The following is a 22449-nucleotide window of genomic DNA, read 5'->3' as shown; positions in this document are numbered from 1 at the left end:
CAGGTGCGCATTAATGCGCACCCTACAAAACCCAATATGCATAAATGCGGCGCATGGCGACCGCGTCAGTCCGCATAAGGCGCAAACCCTTCTGCGGCCGCTTCTGCGCCCTGCTCGATCTCCGTGATGGTCACCAGATCGAGCAAACTAAAACGCCCGTCGTGGTGCCAGCCCGCTTCCGGCGAGGTCATGTTGCCGATCGCCGCGATACGGGTCACGCCAACTTGCCCGAGCAAAGCGGAGATGCGGAACAACTCATTCGGCGCGGCCGCCACGCCTGCGGTTTGCAGAAAATGCCGCTGCTGCGCCACCAAATCGACCACTTCCTCCAGCACATCCACGGACACCACTTTCAAGGTGCGGCCCAGCGCAGCAGGCGATAAAGGTTCTGCATGATCAACGCTCACCACCGCCCAACTGTCTGACGCCTCGCCATAAAGCGTACGATCGCCGCACAGCGCGCGGATCTCCTCGCCATTACGCCACGCGGCAATGCTGTTCATCTCATCATTAGCCAGCTGACGGCGTGGATGCTTATGCGCCAGCGCAGCGAGTTCATGGGCGATATAGCTGGCGAACTCATCCGGCGACACCTTGCCGCCGCGCTCGACAAATAGCATTTGTGGCGAGTAGCAGCCTGCCTGATCGTAACGCATCACGTCATAGGCCACGCGGCGCGCCAGTTCCGCGCCCTGCCGAGCATTCAACGCCGAACGCGCCACCAGCCCGAAACTGATTTTGTGGCCGTGCGGCAAAAAGCGTGTGGTAACCGGCAAACGTTGTTGGATCGCCGCCAGCGTTGGGTTTCCGCCATAAGCCACCAGCGTATCGGGCTGGCGCAGCCAGGTTGGCTCGGTTTGGGCGTCGCCGCCTTTCCACCACACCACCGCGATGCACTCGCCGAGTATTGGATCGATTTCCGCCAGCAACTGCGCAAACCAGCTTGCCATCAGCGGCTCATTGCCCGGCAGTTTGCCGATGGTGCCCGCCTTGACCAGCAGACCACAGATCAAACTCCACAGCGGCAAACCCGGCACGTTGCCCGCCCAGATGTGCATCAACAGTTGCGGACCAAACGCACGCGCGAAGCCACCTTTAGGGCGCGGCTGGAAATCGTCGAGCATCTGCGGATCGGCGAAATCCTCCGCCAGAAAGCGCTTAAGCTGCGGCTGACGAAAGGTTTTCAGGTAGCCGGTGAGGCCAAGTCTTACCATGTCGGCGTCGTAACCGGTGACGATAGGCAGCAGCTTTTCGGCTTTGATGCGTAGCGGATGATGACGATCGAGCAGTCGCGCCACCGCTTCATCAATGATGGCGATGATCTGCGCCACGCTTAGCTGATGAAGATAAGTGCGGGCGTTGGTGCGGATGCGCGCCGCGAGCGCCGTTATCTGCTGGTCATTAAGTTGCGGAACGCTAACATCAAGGCGCTCGCCGTGATGATTGAAGCTCAGCGTGTGCCACTGCACTTCGTCAGCGGAAAGGCCCGGCAAATGTCCGGCAACTTCCTTCACAGCGGTGCCTGCGCGCTGGCGAGAAACGCTTCCATGGTTAGCGAACAGCCTTTGGCATCAGCGCCGGTCGCGCGTCCTAGCAGATGGAATCCGCCAGGCACCATCACGCCCGCATCTTCCGTTAACAAGGCGGAAACCGAGTTAAAATGTGCCAGATCATGATGCACCAGCACGCCAACCTCGCCGTCCGGCACATCATCGCCGGTAAGCGGATTTACCACGCGCGTGCGGATCCAGTGCGGCCCGGATTTCACCGGCGGGCAGCGCTCATTGCCTGCGTCGTAAAACTGCGTGCTGATTTCCGTCATGCCGTACATGTTGATGCAGTGTGAGCGCGGGATGCCGAAGGCGTGAGAGAGCGAAGCGTAGAATTCCTCTGCGCCAATCTCGCGCGACTGGCCTTTGAAACCGCCGGTATCGAGAATGCGGCTGCCGGCAGGCAGCGCGAAGCGGCGTTGCTGGCGCTGCATTTCATCCAGCAGAGGCACGAAGCTGTAGCTGGCACCCAGCAGCGCATAAGGTTCGCCGCTGGCTTCGGCCTGCTCTAGCGCACTGAACAGGCGATCGATATTGAGACCATGTTCGCCCACCATTACTTCGCTGTCTGGCGTACCACATTCCTGCAGCGCCAAATCGAGATAGGTCGCCAGCGAGGAGTTTGGCATCGCCACTTTATCCGGGAACAAAATGCCCATGCGCATGCGTTCGTTGCCCGCCATAAAGCGACGGCGGAAGTTGAGTAACATCGATTTCTTCCACACGTCCAGAGTCGGATGGTAGCTGCGCCCTTTTACCGCGCCGGTGGTGCCGCTGGTCATGAAGATTTCGGCAATTTGGTCGGTGGGACGGCAGCTGAGCGTCAGATCTTTGAAGGCATTAATCGGGATGGCGGGAATGTTGCGCCAGTTTTTCACCGTCAGCGGCGTGCGTCCGCGCTGGATGGCAAAGCGGCGATAAGGTGGATTGTGTGCGAACTGATAAGCGAAGATTTCGAGGGCCAGCTGGTTGAAATCGTCGTCTGAAGACTCTTCACGCTGCAGGAATGTCAGCAGAGCCTGAATGATGTGTGTTTCGTTCATGTACGTCGCCACCTTTGCGATTGCGCAGAGACTCTCAGGTACCGCCTGAAGAGCGCGAACTGTCCGCTACAAAGCACAAAGAGGGAATCAGGGCGCAATATCGCCCTGCGGTTCCGCATCCCTACGCCGGTATTAGCCGGATCAGGTTCGGAGGGTCACTACGTTGCCAGCGCATACACGCCAGCCGGTAGAATCTCAGCCCCTTAACAGAGCACCCCTTGGAACAAGCCGCAGTCTAGGATGGCGCGCGATGATGTGTCAACCTTGTTAAATTCTGGCTTGTCCGGCATTCATCACGCCATGTCTTATACTTTGGGCATTAGTATTTGTGGAGGTGAAGTATGGCTGGCGGTTGGTCAGAAGACGGTGCAGTGCACAAACAAATTGATGCCACGGTCGATGACGCGGTGGCCCGCGCGCGCGAGAATCTCGGCCACGGTGAAAGTGCCGAGTTTTGCGACGAGTGCGGCGAACCGATCCCGGAAGCGCGTCGCGCGGCATTAGCTGGCGTGCGTTACTGCGTGAATTGCCAGAGCAAGATCGATAAAAAACAGGCGGCGATCAGCGGTTATAACCGCCGTGGAAGTAAGGATAGTCAGTTGCGGTAGTTATTTTAATTAATGATTGAGTATCACCAGAATGCACACCCTATTAAAAATTTGCCAATCCTTTGTAGGGTCGCCATTTATGGTGACCGAAATTCGCATATATGTCTGGTTATGCTTGAATCGGTCGCCATAAATGGCGACCCTACGTTGCTTTGGCATGATTACAGCTGAAAACTAATCAGGGTTTTGTACCATCGGCTAAACGAAATAATTCAACGCGCAACGCAGCCAAATCGCTCATCAAGTAATGGATAGCTTTTCGCGTTAGGCAACTCGTAGTGCCACCATTCCGTTGGCATAGCGACAAAGCCGCCGCCAAACATAATCGCGTTCAGCAGCAGGCGATTGCGTTGTGCTTCGGCGGGAACATTCGGATGATACGGATGCGATTCCACTTCCATCGCATCAAAGGCGGTGCCCATATCCAGCGGCTGGCCTTGTGCATCAAGTAACGTCAGGTCAATCGCCACACCGCGACTGTGATTCGATCCCTGCGCGGGCGGCACCACATAATCTTTATCCGGACAGGCATCCCATAAGTGCCACTGCGCTTGCTGCGGCCGATAGGCATCGAGTATCAATAAGCTAAATCCCGCCAGCCGGGCGATCTCAATGCTTTTTGCCAGTGCGTCGGCGGCGGCCGGATGCAGCAGCGCTTTGGCCTCTTGGTAAATGGCATAGCCCGCGATGTTATCCGCCGTGGCATATTTCAGATCGAAACGTAAAGCGGGAAAGGTTACGGCTAAATCAATCAGTTCAACGTCCTGCGTCATAATACATCCTGCTCATTACTGGTCCGGCAATGATAATAACTGACGCGGTAAATTTGTCAGCCGTTCTGCGCCAGCGGGCGTAACGCGCACCGTTTCGCTGAACGCCAAACCTTGCGCGGAAATATACATGTGGAACACCATATTTTCTTCCAGCAGCCACTGCGCGTTAGCGTGAAAACTGCAGGAAAAATCACTCGGCCGTGGCGTGCGCGTATAAAGCCCCAACGCATAACCAGTGATATTGGGATAATCCGCGCGCAATCCTCTACTCAAAACCGCATCGCGCACGATGGCATCCACTTCGTGCGCCGCGATGCCCGGTTTCATGGCCGCAAATTGCTGATCCTGAATGGCGATCAGCTGTGCTGCCAGTTCAGCACGCTGCGCCGAAATCTCCCCGACGATATAAGGCCGCATCAGGCGCGCGCTGTAATGTTTCACTTTTGGGATCAGCTCGACGTGCAGCACATCGCCTTTTTCCAGCCGCTGCTCGTGGCCGCTGGCATGCAGAAAACCATTATCACCGCTGGCGATCACAATCGGCCCGGTTTCGCCGGTATCCGCGCCCAGCCGCAAAAACTGTCCGGCGGCCAGCGCGGCGACATCGCGCACGCGCCAGCCGCCTTCCACTTCCGCGCCTATCGCCATCAAAGTGGCATCCGCGATGGCAGCAGCCTGACGCAACGCGGCGATTTCCGCCGGGAATTTGACGCTGCGCAGCCGGTCGCTCAGCCCGGTTAAATCATGCCATGTCACTTCTGGCAGATAGCGCGAAAGCTGCTGCCAGCTGTGTACCGTCATGCCGTAAGAGTAAAAATCTGCGCCGATGCGCGCCTGTTGATATCCACGACCTATCAGGCTTTGCGCCACCGCGTGCCAGGCATCCTGATCATCGCGATAGCTTTCCACTTCCAGATTCGGCGATTGCGTGCGGCATGGCGCTTCATCCAGTTGGCGCAGCACCATCCAGGGTTCGCCGTTGAGCGGCACCAGGCAGGCGCGATATAAGGTTTCGGAGACGGTAAAGCCGGTGAGCCAGGCCAGCAGCTCACCGTGATCCACCAGCATGATATCAACTGCGTTCTGCTGCATGGCGGCACGCAGACGCATCAGCGCCTCGGCGTGCATTACGCGGCCTCAACCGGCTGGCAAATCTCCAGAATGGCCAGCAAATAGATGCGCACCATATCGAGGAATTCACTGATTTCAACGCGCTCATCCGGCATGGTGTTGTATTTGCCGCCCGGCCCACAGACGATCCCTTCCATGCCCGCATGCTGATAGAGATGCGCCGCGTCGGTGCCAAAGAATGCCGGTGGCGTTATCACGCCGGTCGGCTGCTCGGTGCCGCGCACGGTTTTCCAGCCGCGATTCACCGCTTTAACGATGGCCGATTCCGGTGACACTTCGAACGGCAACATGGTGGGTTTATCGCGAATGCCATCATCATAAAGCTCGGCTTTCAGGCCCGGATAACGATGGCACAAGGTATTCAGCAATGCCTGCAGATCGGCGAGCACGCCTTCCACCGTTTGCCCTGGCGCGAAGCGTGCCGATCCTTTTAAGCGCACAAAGTCAGCCACCTGCGGCGGTCGCCACTCTTCCAAATCGCGGCCCAACGCGCCATGCACGGTACCGATGTGTCCACGGTTAATCTTCAGATGCTCAGCAGTTTTCGCACCGCTAAAGGTCATGCCGTTAATCTGCGGAATCAGCTCAACGGCGGCGCTGATCGCATCGACCGCTTCTTCACGTTTCGATAAATGGCGCGTATCGCCGGTGAGCTCAATGGTAAACATCAGCGAACCGGCGTGCATGGTCAGCGCTTGCAGATCGGTGGGTTCGGCGTTGATGAAGTAGTCGGCGCGCACGCCTTGCTCAATTGCCGCCAGCGTGCCAATGCCGCCCTGCAACTCGCCCACCACGTAGGTCAGAATCACATCGCCTTTCAGCTTTACACCGGCATCAATCAGCGTTTTCAAGGCGCAAAAGTAGGCCGCATCACCTGCTTTCATGTTCGACACGCCGATGCCGTAGATGAACTGATCGTCAATTTTTCCTGCCCAGGGATCGACGGTCCAGCCTTCGGTGACCGGATTGGTATCCAGATGTCCGTTGAACAGCAGGCTTTTACCGCCGCCGCTGCCCGCCAATCGTCCAATGGCGTTCAGTCGATCGCCAGGCACGTTCTGCAGTTCGATTTCCAGGCCCAGCTGCGCCATCTGCGCGGCCATGTATTTCGCCAGTTCACGCTCGCCATCAGTGGCGCTGTAGCTTTTGTGCTGCACCATTTTTGCCAGGAAAGAGAGGCAAAATTCGCGATCGATATGATGAATTAACTGTTCAGGATTCATGTGTTTCTCGTCATGCAACGGACTTGGATAAGTCGGGAATATGCACCGCATCAAGCAGTGCACGGGTATAAGGATGCTGCGCCAGCGCCGTCATGTTGTCGCCCGGCAGCACTTCCACCACGTCACCGCGATACATCACCGCAACGCGATGGGCGATTTGGCGAATCAGGTTGAGATCGTGGGTAATAAACAGATAGGCGGTGCCGTAGCGGCGGCGCAACTCCAGTAGCAGCTCGATGATGGTGGCCTGCACTGAGACGTCGAGCGCGGCGGTGATCTCGTCACAAATCACCAAATCCGGCGGATTAGCAAAGGCACGAGCGATAGCGACGCGCTGCTTCTGGCCGCCCGACAGCGCATGCGGATAACGCTGCGCAAACTCTGGAGGCAAACGCACTTCCTGCAGCAGGCGCGCCACCGCCTGCGCTTCGGTTTCACCTGGCGGCAAACCGTACAAGCGCAGCGGCCGCGCGATGATTTCGCCGATGGTCATACGCGGATTCAGCGAAGCATCGGGATGCTGGAAAATCATCTGCACGCGGCGGCGATACTCTTTATCCATCTGCGCCCGGCCATGCAGCGTGTAGCCACAAAAATCGAGCTCGCCGCTGAACGGCACCAGGCCAGTAATAGCTTTACCCAGCGAGGATTTACCGGAACCGGATTCGCCAACCACGCCGAGGATTTCTCCCTGATGCACGGTGAGCGAAACCGCATTAGCAGCGCGCGTGGTATTAGCTTCACGCTTCAGCAGGCGATCGAGAAAGCCTTGTTTGCCATATTCGATGGTGAGCTGCTTCAGGCCGAGTAACGGTTGATTGCCTGGCGCGTCCTGCACCAGCCGATGCTGCGGATTGGGCACCGCCTCAATCAGCTTGCGCGTATAGGCATTTTGCGGCGCGTTAAACAGGCTGCGCGTGTCGGCCTGTTCGACGATGCGCCCTTGCTCCAGCACACAGACGCGGTTGGCGACTTTGGCGACTAACGCCAGATCGTGCGAAATATACAGCGACGCGACGCCGGTCTCTTCGCGCAACCGCTCGTAAAGGTCGAGGATTTGCGCTGAGCTGATCACATCCAGCGCGGTGGTTGGCTCATCAAAAATCATGCAGTCCGGCTGGCAGGCAAACGCGGTGGCGATCAGGATGCGCTGCTTCTCGCCGCCCGAAACCTGATGCGGATAGCGGCGCATCATGCGTGCCGGATTTTTGAGTTCAACGTCGTGCAGCAGCGATTCGCCCAGCTCCTGCGCTTCGCGCGCGGACAAGCCGCGATGGCGGCGCAACACTTCGGTGACCTGCTCACCCAAGGTCAGCGTTGGATTGAGCGAGGCGCTGGGATCCTGAAAAATCATGCCCAATTTGGCCCCGCGCAGCGCCGTCAGTTTGGCCGCAGGCAAGGTCAGCAGGCTTTCGCCGTTCAGGCGAATATCGCCCTGCAGTTCATGCGCATTACCCGCCAGCCAGCGCATAATCGCCCAGCCGAGCGTGGTTTTACCGGAACCCGATTCGCCCACCAGCCCCAGCACTTCGCCGGGCATCACCTGCAGGTTGATGTCACGCAATACCGGCAGCGCATGTCCTTTGGCTAACGCGTAATCGAGGCTGTAATTTTCTACCGACAGCACCGGTGCAAGCTTGTCACTCATCAGTGGCTCCTTGGGTTGAGCACATCACGCAGCCCGTCACCCAGTAAATTAAAACCAATGGCGACCAGCGCGATGGCGAGGCCCGGAATCATCATCATCCACGGCGCATTGAAGAAGTAGGCGCGCGCTTCCGAGACCATCAATCCCCATTCTGGCTCTGGCGGCTGTGCGCCCAAACCCAGGAAACTCAGGGTGGCAAACAGCATGATGGCGAAGGCGACGCGAATGGTGGCTTCCACGATGATCGGCGCCAGAATATTCGGCAGCATTTCACGCAGAATGATGTAGTGCCCGGCTTCGCCGCGCGCGATGGCGGCGTTGATGTAATCCTGCTGGCGGGCGGCCAACGCCACGCTGCGCGAGATGCGCACCATGCCCGGCACAAAGGCGATGGTGATCGCCAGCACCGCGTTCATGCTGCTCTGCCCGAGCGTGCTGACAATCAGCAACGCAAACAGCAGGCTGGGAATCGCCATCACCGCATCCATAGTGCGCATCATGAACTCATCAAATTTGCCGCCCAGATAGGCGCTGGCAGTGCCGAGCACCGAACCGATCACCATCGCCAGCGCGGTAGCCAGCAGCGACAGTAAAATGGTTGAGCGCGCGCCCACCATCACGCGGCTAAAGATGTCGCGGCCCATCTGATCGGTACCAAACCAGTGTTCCGCGCTAGGCGGCTTATAGCGCGTCAGGATGGAGATCGATTCAGGATCAAAAGGCGCCACGTGCGCACCGCCAACCACCATCAGCAGCGCCAGCAGGATAATCAGCACGCCAGCGGCGCCCTGCGGTGAACGCAGCAAACGTTTCAAAATATCAGGCATAAGAGATCCGCTTATCGAGAGTGACGTAGGCCAAATCAGCCAGGAAATTCACCACTGAATAGGTCGCGGCGAGGATCATCACGCCAGCCTGAATGGTGGGCAGATCGCGCGCCTGCACGGCGACAATCAATTCGCGGCCAATGCCGGGGATGGCGAAGATCTCTTCCACCACCACAATGCCGCCCAGCAGATAACCGACATCCAGCGCCACAATGGTGATGGTCGGCAACAAGCCGTTGCGCAGCGCATGTCGCCAGAGAATGCGACGACGCGATAAGCCTTTCAGCCACGCGGCGCGGATGTAATCGGTATGCAGCACATCGACCATCTCTGAGCGCACCATGCGCGAGACGTGCGCCACCAGAATCAGCGCCACGGTCACCGACGGCAGAATCAGGTGCTGAATGCCGCTGACAAAGTTCTCACTGAGCGGCACATAGCCGGTGGCGGGCAAAATCTGCCAGACATCGGCAAACAGCAGCAGCACCAGCGTGGCGGTGACGAATTCCGGGAACGAGATGCCGATATAGGAGATAACGCTCACCAGCACATCGGCGGTTTTGCCGCGACGCACCGCCGCCCAGATGCCGAGGGGAATGGCGATAATCAGCATCAGGATCAGGGCACAAACCGCCAGCAGCAGCGAGCGCGATAACGCCGTCAGCAGTGTCGGTGCCACTTCAAGGCCATTGCGCATCGATACGCCAAAGTTGCCCTGCAGCGCCTGCGTCAGCCAGTGCCAATATTGCAGCCACGCCGGGGCATCCAGCCCCAGACGTTCACGCACCGCCGCCAACGCTTCCGGCGTGGCGTTTTGTCCCAGCAAAGTGACAGCCGCATCGGCCGGTAACAGTTGAGTGATGCCAAAGACCAGCAGCGACACCACTAACAAGGTGTAAACCATCAGCAGAAGGCGTTTAAGCAGATAACTTGCTGTCACGTTCGCTCCTTACACTGCGCGCTTCGGCGCTTTGTCGGTCAACCAGATATGGTCAAGACGGAACACCGCACCGCGCGGATGCAGGTGATATCCGCCGACATAATCGCGGCTGGCGGCAAGCAGATCGAAGAAGGTTGGGATCACCGATGGCACTTCGTCATGCATCAGCTGCTGCGCTTTGCCATACAGCGTGGCGCGCTGGGCTTCATCGCGGGTTTCACGCGCTGTGCCAACCGCTTTATCGAACTCCGCGTTGTTCCAGCGCGTTTCATTCCAGGATGCGGTTGAGGTGTAGAGCAGAGAGAACACCGCGTCCGGCGTCGGCTGCATGTTGTAGAAGCCGACGTAGAAGTTGCCCTTCTTCCACACCTGATCGAGATAGGTACTGTGCGCCATGGTTTGCACGTTGATGCGGAAACCGCCCTGTTTCGCCATTTCGCGCAGCGCGATGCCCAACTGCGTGCGGGTAGCTGGTTTGTCGGAGGCGATGAGCGTTAAATCCAGACCGTTGGGATAACCGGCATCCGCCAGTAGCGCTTTAGCTTTGCTGTAATCCACCGCTTTTTTCGCCAGGTTGGCGAAGAACGGATACGCGCCGTTGATCGGCGTGTCGTTGCCCGGTGATCCCAAGCCATCCGCCACGAAATCCACTGACGCCTGACGATCAACGCACAGTGCCAGCGCCTGACGTACCCGCACATCGTTGAACGGTTTTTGATCGCAGCCCATGTTCACATTGAGGAACTGGCCGGATGCCACGCGCAGCGGCAGCACGCCGGAAGATTTGGACAGGCGCGCGAACTCGCTCGACTGCGCGCTCAGCATCAAATCGGTGTCACCGGAAATCAGCGCTGAACTCTCCGCGATGCCATCGGGATAAACCACCACTTCCACGCCATCCAGATAAGGACGCGCCGGATCGTAGTAATGCGGGTTGCGCTTCACCACAATTTTGCGTTCCGGATCGTAGGACACCAGCTGGAAAGGACCTGCGCCGAACGAGGCTTTGCTCAGCTTTTCAAACTGGCCTTGCGCGATGCTGGCCGGGATGATTTTCGCATCCGGATAAGCCAGCATCACCGGCAAATCGGCGTAAGGCGCATCGGTTTCAATCAATACCGTATTGGTATCAGGCGCGCTGACGGCTTTAATCGGCCCAATGTTATGCAACGCCGGTGAAGCATTTTTCGGATCGAGCAGCGCCTGCAGGCTGGCGACCACATCCGCTGAGGTTAAGGCGGAACCGTCGCTGAACTTCAGGTTCGGGCGCAGGGTGAATGTCCACTGCTTGAGATCGGCGCTCGCCTGCCAGGATTTCGCCAAATCGGCTTCGGCTTTCATCTCCTGCGTCAGACGCGTTAAGCCGCTGTACAGCAGTTCCGCCACCAGATATTCCGGGTTGACGCGAACCTGATGCGGATTCAGCACGCTGACGGCCTGGTCAACGCTGATGCGCAACACACCGCCTTTACGCGCGGTGCCGCCCGGCGTAGCACTCGCCACCTGCGCGCCATGGGCCGAGAACGACCAAGGCAGCATCGCTGCGCCCGTCAGAGCGGTAGAACTGGCGATAAACTGTCTGCGGTTTAACCCTTTCATTGCGCACATCTTCTCTTCCTCGTTAATTAGTTAACTACCCTGGGTTGGCTGAAAATCATCGGCGAGATACGCCAGAATGGACTGCGAAAGTGCGATCAAATCTGCCAGCGTGGTGTACTCATCGGCGGCATGAATGCGATTGTCCGGACGGGCCAGCCCGCCGAGTAAAATCTCCTGAATCCCGGCTTGCTGAACCCAGCCCATATCGGAACTGGTGGACGATCCCCAGGGTTTGAACTCGCTGGGTTGGAAGCCAAATCCCTGACTCAGCGCCGCCTGCCAGCGCGGCCAATGTGGGCCGTCAGGATTTGCGACCGGCGCCAGATGACCAATCATTTGCAGCGTGACATCGAGCGCGGGGCTGCCGCGCATCGCACTTTCCACACAGTGCGTAAGCTCTTGCCACACCGCGTCAAAGCGCTCTTCCGGCGCATAACGGCGATTAATCAGCAGCTCAAAACGTTCAGGAATAGTCGAGCCTTTGCTGCCGCCCTGCGCGGCGGCCAGCGTTAACAGTGACGTCAGCGGTTTGCCGTGATAATGCGGCGGAGAAGGCATCGCCGAGGTGCGTTGTTCCACCTCGAGCTTCAGCTGGTAAAGCGCGTTCATCAGCGGCAGCGCCGCTTCGATAGCATTTATGCCGTTAACCGGATCGCCGGAGTGCGCCGAACGTCCGGTGATAATCACTTTAAGATCGATGCTGCCAAAGCAGCCGGCCCAGATACGCGGCACCGCGCCACCGTTGAAGCTGAGCAGATGGCCGGAGAAAAGCTGTTGTTCCGCCAGATAACGGATGCCGGGATACAAGCCGCCCTCTTCATCAGTGCAAAGCAGAAATACCGGATTAAAACGCAGCGGAATCGCCGCCGCCTGCGCCGCGCGTACCGCCGCCATCGCCGCAACAATGGTGCCTTTCATGTCTGCCGCGCCGCGCCCAAACAGCTTGCCTTCTGCTGCGGTCAGCGACAGCGCAGGGAAACGCCAGCCATCGCCGGCGGGCACGGTATCGGTATGGAAATAGAGATTGCAGTTTTCAGCTGCACCGGCATCAAGTGATGCCAGCAGATTGACGCGTTCACCGTACGCGCTGCCGTCCGGTGCCTGCCACAAATGTTCCGGCACCGAGACGCGCGCAAAGCGAAAATCCAGCGGCTGCAACAGATGCGTCATCACGTCAGCAAATGCGCCGTAACCGTTGCCCGGCGGGAAGCAGGTATCGACCTCGAGCATCTGTTTGAGGTCATCCGTCATTTGCGCGCCGTCGTTAGCAATCATCGCTAATGCACTGTTAAAGCGTGAATTTTGCATCATAGGATTATCGTCTGTTGTATTTCTATATAGTTTATAGATAATGCAATTCAACCACTGCGGTCAATCGGTAATCGGAAACATGCAAAAAAACTATGACGCGAACGATGCTCAACCTTTCGCCAGACTCAGCGAAGGCGAAGGTGCGCCGCTGTATGAAGTGGTCAAGCGCCATATCAGCGAATCGATCCTACAAGGTGAACTGCCCGCAGGCACAATTTTGCCGAGTGAAAATAGCCTGGCGGCGAAGTTTGGTGTGTCGGTTGGCACGGTGCGAAAAGCGCTGGCGGCGCTGACCACAGAAGGCATGCTGATGCGACGTCGCAAAACCGGCACCGTGGTGACCGGCTGGGCGCCGCTGCACAACCTCAGCCACTTTTTCCAGTATTTCCGGCTGCACGATAAAACCGGCGGATTGCTGCAATCCGATACCCGATTACTCGATTATCAGCTCAGTCATGCCAGCGCCGATGAGGCGGATAAACTGCAAATTGCTCAGGGTGATGAGGTGATCCGGCTGAAGCGTTTGCGGCGCGTGAAGGGAATCGCCGCGATGCATGAAACGCTGGTGTTGCCCTCGGCGCGTTTGGCCAATTTCCCACCCGCCGATCAGTTGCCGCCACTGCTCTATCGCTATCTGTTTGAACGCTACGATCTGCGCGTCGCTGCGGTGCGCGAGCAAATCACCGCTACGCTGGCGAATGAAGAGGATGCGGCGCTGCTGGAGCTGAGTTTGCCGCACGCCGTGATGGTGATTGATGAAGTGTCATTTGATCAGAGCGCCCTTCCGGTGATTCTGGCGCACCACCGCTTTAGCACCGAACACTTTATGTACGTGAATGAGATTCGCTGATCGCGCGGCATGAACCGCCGTTTGAGTCAGGTTAAACAGCGCAGATGCGCCGGGTTTCTGGAAGTTTCGGGAAAATGTTCTACGCTATTAAGGTAGTTAAACGTATTCCACTGAAAGGAACTCATCATGATGAATAAAACAGTACTGGCAACGGCATTTCTTGGCACTTTTATGGCAATGACATTGACCGCTTGCTCTTCTAATCAGGCGATTAAAACCACCGACGGACGCACTATCGTGACGTCTGGTAAGCCGCAAATCGACAGCGACACAGGCCTTGTTTCTTACAAGGATGCGCAAACCGGTAAAACTGAGCAGATCAACCGCGACAAGATCACCAACATGAGCGAACTGGATAATTAATATCCAACATTCGTAGGGTCGCCATTTATGGCGACCGCTTACGCTTAACTTACACCCTTCTTAAACTCGGGCTACCCGCCAACCTCGCGTTAAATGCTTTTCTATCTCCACCAGCACAAAGATCCCCACACTCACCGCCAGCGAAATCAGCCAGTATTTAAACGGCAGCGGCGCGGTGCCAAACAGCGTGTTCATCAGCGGAACATAGATAATCATCGCCTGCAGCGCGATAAGCACCACGGTGACCAGCCAGATTCCACGGTTTTTCAGCAAGCCGGCATCCAGCGAGAATCCATTACTGTTGCGGCAGTTCAGCATGTAAACCCACTGCGCGGTGACCAGCATCTGCAGCAGCACGGTGCGGATGAACTCCGGCGTGTAGCCGCGCGGCTGAAGCCAGGCTTCCAGCACAAAGGCGCTAATCGAAATCAGCAGGCCGACGAAAATCACGCGCCAGATAGCGTAACCATCCATCACCGGGCTGCGCGCATTGCGTGGCGGTCGGCGCATGATGTTGCGCTCTGCCGGTTCGAATGCCAGGCCAAACGACAGCGTCGCCGAGGTCGCCATGTTCATCCACAGAATCTGCACCGGCGTTAGCGGCAGCAGGTTGCCCATCAGAATCGCAATGATGATCAACAATCCCTGTGCGAGGTTAGTCGGCATGATAAACAGAATGGTTTTCTTCAGGTTATCGTAGACGCGTCGGCCCTCTTTCACCGCTGCCGCGATGGTGGCGAAGTTGTCATCGGCAAGGATCATATCCGCCGCCTCTTTGGTCACTTCGGTGCCTTTGATGCCCATCGCGATACCGACATTGGCCTGCTTCAGCGCAGGCGCATCATTGACGCCATCACCGGTCATACCGACGATCTCACCGCTGCTCTCCAGCGCTTTCACCAGACGTAACTTATGCTCAGGGCTGGTACGGGCAAAGATGTCGTACTCACGCGCCGCCACGCCCAACTCAGCATCATCCATGTGCTCCAGCTGATAGCCGGTAATTGCAGAATCGCTGTTACCAATGCCCAGCATCTGGCCAATCGCCATTGCGGTTTCCGGGTGGTCGCCGGTGATCATCTTCACGCGAATTCCTGCCTGCTGGCAGTCGCGAATCGCGGTGATGGCTTCCGGACGCGGCGGATCCATCATGCACGCCAGACCCAGCATCTTCATGCCGTTGCGTAAATCGTCGTGATCGATATGGTGCTGCGCTTCCGGCAGCCAGCGCCACGCGGCGGCAACAGTGCGCAACCCTTCGCTGGCGTACGTGGTGATCGCCGCTTCCCAGTAGCCGCGATCTATCACTTCCGCTTCGGTTGCGCCCTGCTGCTGCTGACACAGCGACAGCAACACATCGGGCGCGCCGGTCATCAGCAGGCACGGTTTGCCATCAATCAGGCAGCTCACCGCCATGTATTTGTAGGCTGAGTCAAACGGCAGCTTGCTGAGAATTTGCACCTTGTCACTCTGGATGCCCGCCTTGGCGGCCAGCACTTTCAACGCGCCTTCGGTTGGACCACCGACAATGCCCCAGTTGCCGTTGGCATCCTGACGCAGCTGGCTTTCGTTACAGATATCCACCACCTGCAAGAAGCCCTGCATCAGCGCATCGCTCTGCTGACCCGCTTCAAGGGTGAACTCACCTTTGGGTTCGTAACTATTGCCGCTGATGCGCCACTGGCTGTTCGCCAGCACCACCGCTTTCACCGTCATCTCGTTCATGGTCAGCGTGCCGGTTTTATCCGAGCAGATCACCGTCATAGCACCGAGCGTTTCGACCGTCGGCAGCTTACGAATGATGGCGTGATTACGCGCCATCGACTGCACGCCGAGCGATAGAATGATCGAGATAATCGCCGGTAAACCTTCCGGCACCGCCGCCACCGCAAGGCTGATCACCGACAGCAGCAGCTCCGTCACCGCGATGTCGCGCAGCAGATAACCAAACACGAACAGCGCAATCATCATCAGCATGATGATGCCGAAAATGGCTTTGCCGAGTTTGTCGATCTGTACCAGCAGCGGGGTTTTCGCCTCTTCAATCGAGGAGATCATTGCATTGATATGGCCCAACTCGGTATCGCCGCCGGTGGCGATCACCACGCCCAGCGCGGTACCCGAACTGACGGTGGTGCCGGAATAGGCCAGATTCAGGCGATCGCCGAGCGCTTTTTCGCCCTCAAGCGCCACGGTGTTTTTTGAAACCACCGTTGATTCGCCGGTCAGAATCGCCTCTTCGACGCGCAGGTTGTGCACCTCGAACAGACGCAAGTCCGCCGGGATCTTATCGCCTGGGCGTAACATCACCACATCGCCCACCACCAGATCCTGCGTGGCTACGGTGATCTGCTGGCCGTCGCGCAGCACCATGGCATCGCTCGACATCATGTTCTGAATACTTTTTAGCGACTTTTCGGCGTTGCTCTCCTGAATGAAGCCGATCATCGCGTTGATCACCGCCACGCCGAGAATCACAAAGGTATCCACCCAGTGGCCCATTACCGCCGTGATCACCGCCGCAGCCAGCAGGATATAGATCAGGACATCTTTGAAATGCGCCAGAAAACGCATCAGCAATGATTTTTCCGCTTTCTGCGGCAGCACGTTCGGCCCGTTGGCATCGAGTCGTTGCTGGGCATCGGTGGTGCTCAACCCCGCTGGTGAGCTGTTTATTGCGTTAAATACCGCGGCGTTATCCTGCTGATAATAGGGCCGCGCGGATGCCTCCGGACGTTTTGGCTGAATAGGAATAACAGTCATAATTAACCCCGTGCTATTGAATTGAAAATAAAAAAGAGTGCGAAAATAAAAAACACATTTTAATTATATTTTCCCGAAGCATACTGACCGTGGTCATGTTTTTACCGATTCAGAAGTGTGATGCTAATAGCGATAGCACTGATTGCGTAGCGTTATTATTTAAACGCAAATAGAACGAGTGCGTAACGCATATTAATTTTAGTTTCATCTCGGAATCTATTATTCATAGGGAGAATTATTATGAATAAAATACACAACCTGACAATACCGATGATTATTTCCTTTATTATCATTGCAGTATCATCAGCTACCGCCATCGGCTTACTCTCTTACCATGTGGTTTCGCGCATGGTGGCATAATTGATTTCGCTAAACACAGCTAAATTAAACCAAGGTTAAACACACAAAATTCATTTCCTCTAATGGCCCTTATTTTGCTGAGGGTCATTATTCCCTCCTTCAGACAATGGCATATTCCCGCCCTTTCTCTCTTATTGAGGCTAGGGCATGAATAATTGGCCAGTGCTGGGCGCACTTCTAATTTGTTTAGTTTTGATCGGTTGTGACAATAAAAGCGGTGACGAAATCAGCGCACCGCGCGTAATTAAAGCGCTAACGCTGACGGAAAATACCACAGAAAAAGTCAGGGTATTTCCGGCGCGTATTTCAGCGGGCGATTACACCGAACTGGCCTTTAAGCGTACCGGGCGACTGGCGCAGTTGCAGGTGCGTGAAGGCAGCCATGTTAAGGCTGGCGAGGTGATTGGCCGACTGATCGATACCGATGCGCAATTGCGGGTCAACGATCAGCAAAACAGATTCCTGCTGGCAGATCGCCAGTATCAACGCTTTAGCGCGCTGGCCACGCGCAGTGCGGTTTCGCAGGCAAATATGGATGTGCAAAAGGCGAACCGCGACTCCGCTGCCGTGGCGCTCAACATCGCCAAAGAGGAGCTGGATTATCACACCTTGCGTGCACCCTTTGATGGCATCGTCACCAGCGTAGCATCCCAAAATCATCAGGTGGTCGCCGCCGGACAAACGGTGGCGGTGATCAGCCGCAACGATGTGCTGGATGTGATTTTCAGCGTGCCGGAAAACCTGTTCACCAGCCTCGACGTGCAGAACCTGAGTTATCAGCCAGAGATCAGCCTGAATGCGCTGCCGGGCCGGACGTTTCGCGCAGCATATAAAGAGCATCGCGCAGAAGCTGATGCCGCCACGCTAACCTGGCAAGTGGTGCTGACCATGCCGCGCCCGACGGATTTACCGCAGGTCAGCGGCTTGAGCGGCACGGTGAAAGTGCAGATGCATAACCTGCCCACTTCCGATGGCACGCCGCTGCTGCGCGTGCCGGCCAACGCGGTGTTTAACCCGGATCATAGCCTGCCGAATCAGCCTTACGTGTGGCTGGTGAGCGGTGAAGGCGATGCGCTTAACGTCCAGCAGCAACCGGTAGTGGTGGGAAAACTCAATGCGCAGGGCATCGAAATTCTCTCCGGTTTGAAAGTGGGCGATCGCATTGTGGTGGCGGGCGTCAGCGATCTGCGTGATGGCCAGGCGGTGCGCCTGTGGACACGCGAGCGAGGTCTGTGATGCGCCTGCTGGAACAGTTTCTCAAATACCCGATTCGCAGCTGGCTGGTGATCCTGCTGCTCGGCGTGGGCGGCATTTTTGCACTGCTCAATATTGGTCGTCTGGAAGATCCGCTTTTCACCATTAAATCGGCGGTGATCGTGACGCACTATCCCGGCGCGTCGGCGCAGCAGGTGGAAGAGGAAGTCACGCTGCCGCTGGAGAACGCCTTGCAGCGTTTGCCATCGCTCGACAACGTTAGTTCGATCTCCAGCAACGGTTTGTCGCAAATCACCGTTACGATTCACAGCCACTATCGCGCCGACGATTTGCCGCAGGTATGGGATGAACTGCGTCGCCGCGTTGACGATGCCACGCGCCAGTTTCCTCCCGGCGTCAGCACACCGCTGGTGAATGACGACTTCGGTGATGTGTACGGTTACTTCTTTACCCTGTCGGGCGAGCACTTCACCAACAGCGAGCTGCGGACTTACGCCGATCAGCTGCGGCGTGAGCTGAATCTGGTGCCTGGCGTGGCGAAAGTGGCAATTGCCGGTATCGAGCAGGAGCAGGTGAATATCACGCTCTCCAGCCAGAAGATGGCGGCGCTGGGTGTGACGCCGCAGCGCGTGGCCGCCTTGCTCAACAGCGTCAATGCTGTTTCCGATGCGGGCCAGATTCGCCTCGGTAATGAAGCCATCCGCTTCCATCCCACCGGCGAATTTCAGTCGCTGGACGAGATCGGCGCGCTGCCGATCTCTGCGCCCGGCAGCAGCCAGCAAGTGTTGCTGCGCGATATCGCCACGCTCAGCTATGGCGTTACCGATCAGCCGGGCAATCTCTATCACGCGAACGGCAACGCCGCGCTGGCGATGGGCGTTTCCTTTGCGCCTGGCGTCAACGTCATCGACGTTGGCGATGCGTTAAGCGCAAAAATTCAGCAGCATCAGCAGGCCAAACCGCTCGGCATCGATCTGAACGTGTTTTATAACCAGGCGCAGGAAGTGAAGCAGTCGGTGGATGGCTTCATCAATAACTTCCTGATGGCGTTAGCGATTGTGGTGGGCACGCTGCTGCTGTTTATGGGCGTACGCAGCGGCATGGTGATTGCCGCCTCGCTGGCGCTCAATGTGCTGGGCACGCTGCTGATCATGTACCTGTTTAAGCTTGAGCTGCAGCGCGTGTCGCTGGGTGCGCTGATTATCTCTCTTAGCATGCTGGTGGATAACGCCATCGTGGTGGTGGAAGGCATCAAGGTGGATCGCCAGCGCGGCAAACCGTTGCAACAGGCGATGATGCAGATGGTGAAACGCAGCGCGCTGCCGCTGCTCGGCGCTACGGTGATCGCCATCATCGCATTCGCGCCGATTGGTTTATCGCAGGACTCCACCGGCGAATACTGTAAATCGCTGTTCCAGGTGCTGCTGATTTCTCTGCTGCTGAGTTGGATCACCGCGCTGACGCTGACGCCGGTATTCGTGCAGTGGATGGATGGTCGGCAGGTTGTCAGCAAAGAAACCGCGCAGCCGTATCAGGGCGTGGTGTTCCGCCTGTATCGTCGCGTGCTTACCACGCTGTTGCGCTTCCGCATTACCACGTTGGTGCTGATGGCCGCGTGTCTGGCAACCTCGATCTATGGCTTCGGCTTCGTGAAGCAGAACTTCTTCCCTGCCTCCAATACGCCGATTTTCTTCACCGATCTGTGGCTGCCTTATGGCACCGATATTAATTACACCGCGCAAACCGCGCGCGAGATTGAAGGTTGGATCAACCAGCAGCCGGGCGTCACCAGTACCGTGACCACCATCGGTCAGGGCGCGATGCGGTTTACGCTGACCTACGATGCGACACGTCAGTACAGTAATTACGGGCAGATTATGGTGCGCGTGCAGGACGCGAAGCAGCTGGAATCGCTGGCGCAGCAGACTGAGCAGCACATCCGCGAGCGCTTCCCGCAGGTGACGGAGCGCATCAAACGCATCAATTTCGGCAGTGCCAGCGACAGCGCGATTGCGTTGCGCGTAACCGGCCCCGATCCCATTATGCTGCGGCAGATTGCCAGCCAGATAGATGACATTTTCCTCGCCGAAGGCAGCGCGTTTCCGCCGCGTAATGACTGGCAGGCGCGCAGTAAAGTGATCCGTCCGCAGTATTCGCCGCTGCGCGGTCAGGAGCTGGGCGTGGACAAGCGCGATATCGACCGGGCGCTGCGTATTAACTTCAGTGGCGATAGCGTCGGTTTGCTGCGCGAAGGCTCGCAGTTGATGCCGATCATGCTGCAAACCGCCGAGCAGGAGCGGCAGAATATCGATCATCTTGGCAATGTTCAGGTGTGGAGTCAGGCGCAGCAGCGCTATGTGCCGCTGGCCAATCTGGTAAGTGATTTCCAGCTGGAATGGGAAGATCCGCTGATTATGCGTCGCGATCGCATGCGCGTATTAACGGTACAGACCGATCCCGATCCGGCCAGCGGTCGCACCGCTGCAGAGATTGTGGCGCGCGTGCAGCCGGCCATCGAGAAACTGAACTTGCCCGCCGGATACCATCTGGAATGGGGCGGCGAGCTGGAGAGTTCCCGTGATGCCCAGAGCGGCCTGCTCGGATCGCTGCCGTTAGGTTTCCTCGCGATGTTTGTGATTACCGTGCTGATGTTTAATTCGCTGCGTGATGCGCTGGCCATTTGGATCACCGTGCCGCTGGCACTGATTGGCGTCACCTGCGGTTTCCTGCTCACCGGCATTCCGTTTGGTTTTATGGCGTTGATTGGTTTGCTGAGTTTGTCGGGGATGTTGATTCGTAACGGTATCGTGCTGGTTGAGGAAACGCGCCAGCTGGCGCGGCATCAGCCGTTGCAGCAAGCGATTCTCGATGCCGCAACCTCGCGTCTGCGCCCGATTCTGCTCACCGCCTTCACCACCGTGCTCGGCCTGCTCCCGCTGCTGCGCGATGTGTTTTTCCAGAGCATGGCGGTGGTGATCATTTTCGGTTTAGGATTCGCTACGGTGCTGACGCTGCTGGTGTTGCCGGTGCTGTATCAGAGTTTTTATACGGGTAAGAGGGTTTGATGCTTTGGGGGTGTTGAGGTCGCCATAAATGGCGACCCTACAAAAGCGAGATCTGTGTTCGTAGGGTCGCCATTTATGGCGACCTTTTTGAAAAATGCTCTCCCTGCGTTTCATTCCCAGCGCTCGCCAGCAATATCTTTTTCAACATAAACGTCAGCGGAATCGCCAAAATCGCGCCAATGATGCCCAACAGCGATTGCCAGATAAGAAACGCCAGCAGCTGGGTGGTGAGCGCCATATTTAATCGCTTGCCCAATAATAACGGTTCAATCACTGAACTCAGGATTAAATTCAGTGCCACAAAGAACAGCGCGACCACCAATGCGGTTTGGATATCGTACAGCATATAACTTTGCAGCACCGGCGGGATGGCCGCCATAAATGAACCCAGCACCGGAATATAGTTGAAAACAAACATCAACACGCCCCAGAAAAAGGCGAACTTCAGGCCAAGAAGATGTGCGCCTGCCCAGACAATAATGCCGCCGACAATACTGGTCAGGGTTTTTACCTGAGCATAAACGATAACGCTTTGCACGCCCTCTTCAAGCGCCAAGTAATAGCGCTGATATTTCCCTTCGGCCTGTTTGCGTAACAAGGTTTTCAAATTTTTCATTTCATACAGCATGAAAAATAGCATCAGAAACACCATCAGCCACCAGGAAAGAATGCTCGGAATTTGCGTGAGGAAACCAGTGACAAAACGCACCACCGCACCTGCATCCACAAACGCCAGCATATCGTTGGGCGTCAACACAATGCCCAGATGACTAAACGTCTGCGTCACCGGCTCGAAGCGTTCGGCCAGTAGCTGCGGTGCCTGGCGGCTCAGCTGGATTAAATCGGGGGTTAATACCGTGAGTTTGATAATGGTGAACACAATCACCAGTAACAGCAGCACAATCACCAGCAGGGATGACAGTAAACGCGGCACGCGTTTTCTTTCCAGCCGACTGATTAATGGGTCGAGCATTATCGCCAGAAACAGCGACAGCATCACCTGATTAATTAATGCTGATGCCAGATAAATACCGGTGAGAATTATGGTCAGCGTGGCGAGAATTAACAGTACGCGCAAAAGTCTTGACCATAAAGGAAACTCGTTCAATCCCATCATTAAGATCCTTCATCCTATACAAAATGTATTATAGAGAAAAACCTGTGCGCTGGGCCTTGTTTG

Annotated in this window: 17 protein-coding genes and 1 riboswitch; of the genes, 5 read left to right on the top strand and 12 right to left on the bottom strand. The window is 56.8% G+C overall.

The window, feature by feature from the left end:
• Nucleotides 1–65 precede the first annotated feature (65 nt).
• Both NR302_RS20190 and NR302_RS20185 read right to left on the bottom strand, forming a co-directional pair.
• On the bottom strand, nt 66–1514 hold the full coding sequence (locus NR302_RS20190; protein ID WP_258145608.1) for an acyl-CoA reductase: 1449 nt from the start codon (nt 1512–1514) through the stop codon (nt 66–68).
• On the bottom strand, nt 1511–2593 hold the full coding sequence (locus NR302_RS20185; protein WP_258145607.1) for a long-chain fatty acid--CoA ligase: 1083 nt from the start codon (nt 2591–2593) through the stop codon (nt 1511–1513). The genes NR302_RS20190 and NR302_RS20185 overlap by 4 nt, the downstream gene beginning before the upstream one ends.
• Before the next feature lie 101 nt (nt 2594–2694).
• A riboswitch (TPP riboswitch) is annotated at nt 2695–2822 on the bottom strand.
• Between the two features lie 112 nt (nt 2823–2934).
• On the opposite strand from NR302_RS20185, the gene NR302_RS20180 reads away from it, so the two are divergent.
• The gene (locus tag NR302_RS20180) at nt 2935–3201 is read left to right on the top strand and encodes a DksA/TraR family C4-type zinc finger protein (RefSeq protein WP_008110643.1); all 267 of its coding nucleotides are present in this window, start codon (nt 2935–2937) and stop codon (nt 3199–3201) included.
• Nucleotides 3202–3413: 212 nt separating this feature from the next.
• Here NR302_RS20180 and ddpX read toward each other — a convergent pair whose 3' ends face one another.
• Genes ddpX through NR302_RS20140 form a run of 8 tightly spaced genes read right to left on the bottom strand, consistent with a single transcriptional unit; the run spans nt 3414 to nt 12653 of the window.
• Nucleotides 3414–3974 carry a D-alanyl-D-alanine dipeptidase gene (gene ddpX / locus NR302_RS20175; RefSeq protein ID WP_258145606.1) on the bottom strand — a complete coding sequence of 187 codons (561 nt, stop codon included), beginning with the start codon at nt 3972–3974 and terminating at the stop codon, nt 3414–3416.
• 15 nt (nt 3975–3989) lie between these two features.
• The gene (locus NR302_RS20170) at nt 3990–5102 is read right to left on the bottom strand and encodes a Xaa-Pro peptidase family protein (protein WP_258145605.1); all 1113 of its coding nucleotides are present in this window, start codon (nt 5100–5102) and stop codon (nt 3990–3992) included.
• A complete protein-coding gene (locus NR302_RS20165; RefSeq protein WP_258145604.1) occupies nt 5102–6328 on the bottom strand; it encodes a M20 family metallopeptidase in 1227 nt (408 codons plus the stop codon). The genes NR302_RS20170 and NR302_RS20165 overlap by 1 nt, the downstream gene beginning before the upstream one ends.
• A 10-nt stretch (nt 6329–6338) precedes the next feature.
• The gene (locus NR302_RS20160; RefSeq protein ID WP_258145603.1) at nt 6339–7976 is read right to left on the bottom strand and encodes an ABC transporter ATP-binding protein; all 1638 of its coding nucleotides are present in this window, start codon (nt 7974–7976) and stop codon (nt 6339–6341) included.
• Nucleotides 7976–8803 carry an ABC transporter permease gene (locus NR302_RS20155; protein WP_008110632.1) on the bottom strand — a complete coding sequence of 276 codons (828 nt, stop codon included), beginning with the start codon at nt 8801–8803 and terminating at the stop codon, nt 7976–7978. Before NR302_RS20155 ends, NR302_RS20160 begins: the two co-directional genes overlap by 1 nt.
• Nucleotides 8796–9743, bottom strand: coding sequence for an ABC transporter permease (locus NR302_RS20150; protein ID WP_007885920.1), 948 nt, complete (start codon nt 9741–9743; stop codon nt 8796–8798). Before NR302_RS20150 ends, NR302_RS20155 begins: the two co-directional genes overlap by 8 nt.
• A 9-nt stretch (nt 9744–9752) precedes the next feature.
• Nucleotides 9753–11351 carry an ABC transporter substrate-binding protein gene (locus NR302_RS20145; RefSeq protein ID WP_258145602.1) on the bottom strand — a complete coding sequence of 533 codons (1599 nt, stop codon included), beginning with the start codon at nt 11349–11351 and terminating at the stop codon, nt 9753–9755.
• Nucleotides 11352–11372: 21 nt separating this feature from the next.
• On the bottom strand, nt 11373–12653 hold the full coding sequence (locus NR302_RS20140; protein ID WP_258145601.1) for a M20 family metallopeptidase: 1281 nt from the start codon (nt 12651–12653) through the stop codon (nt 11373–11375).
• A gap of 79 nt (nt 12654–12732) precedes the next feature.
• On the opposite strand from NR302_RS20140, the gene NR302_RS20135 reads away from it, so the two are divergent.
• Together NR302_RS20135 and NR302_RS20130 are read left to right on the top strand one after the other, a co-directional pair.
• Nucleotides 12733–13503 (top strand): GntR family transcriptional regulator, encoded by a 771-nt coding sequence (locus NR302_RS20135; protein ID WP_258145600.1) that lies wholly within the window; start codon nt 12733–12735, stop codon nt 13501–13503.
• Nucleotides 13504–13632: 129 nt separating this feature from the next.
• Nucleotides 13633–13866: a YgdI/YgdR family lipoprotein gene (locus NR302_RS20130; RefSeq protein WP_258145888.1), complete on the top strand. Its 234-nt coding sequence runs from the start codon at nt 13633–13635 to the stop codon at nt 13864–13866.
• Between the two features lie 60 nt (nt 13867–13926).
• Here NR302_RS20130 and NR302_RS20125 read toward each other — a convergent pair whose 3' ends face one another.
• Entirely contained in the window at nt 13927–16629 is a 2703-nt protein-coding gene (locus NR302_RS20125; protein ID WP_258145599.1) for a cation-transporting P-type ATPase, read from the bottom strand.
• A gap of 507 nt (nt 16630–17136) precedes the next feature.
• On the opposite strand from NR302_RS20125, the gene NR302_RS20120 reads away from it, so the two are divergent.
• Both NR302_RS20120 and NR302_RS20115 read left to right on the top strand, forming a co-directional pair.
• Nucleotides 17137–18225, top strand: a complete 1089-nt coding sequence (locus NR302_RS20120) for an efflux RND transporter periplasmic adaptor subunit (protein WP_258145598.1) — start codon at nt 17137–17139, stop codon at nt 18223–18225.
• Nucleotides 18225–21269, top strand: a complete 3045-nt coding sequence (locus tag NR302_RS20115) for an efflux RND transporter permease subunit (RefSeq protein WP_258145597.1) — start codon at nt 18225–18227, stop codon at nt 21267–21269. The genes NR302_RS20120 and NR302_RS20115 overlap by 1 nt, the downstream gene beginning before the upstream one ends.
• A 73-nt stretch (nt 21270–21342) precedes the next feature.
• Here the strand turns inward: NR302_RS20115 and NR302_RS20110 are convergent, their stop codons facing one another.
• On the bottom strand, nt 21343–22383 hold the full coding sequence (locus NR302_RS20110; RefSeq protein ID WP_258145887.1) for an AI-2E family transporter: 1041 nt from the start codon (nt 22381–22383) through the stop codon (nt 21343–21345).
• Nucleotides 22384–22449: the final 66 nt, after the last annotated feature.

The organism is Pantoea sp. SOD02 (assembly GCF_024707505.1).
In the GTDB taxonomy this organism is placed as follows: domain Bacteria; phylum Pseudomonadota; class Gammaproteobacteria; order Enterobacterales; family Enterobacteriaceae; genus Pantoea; species Pantoea symbiotica.
The sequence above is the reverse complement of the archived record's forward strand: the minus strand, read 5'-3'. Positions and strand labels throughout refer to the sequence as shown.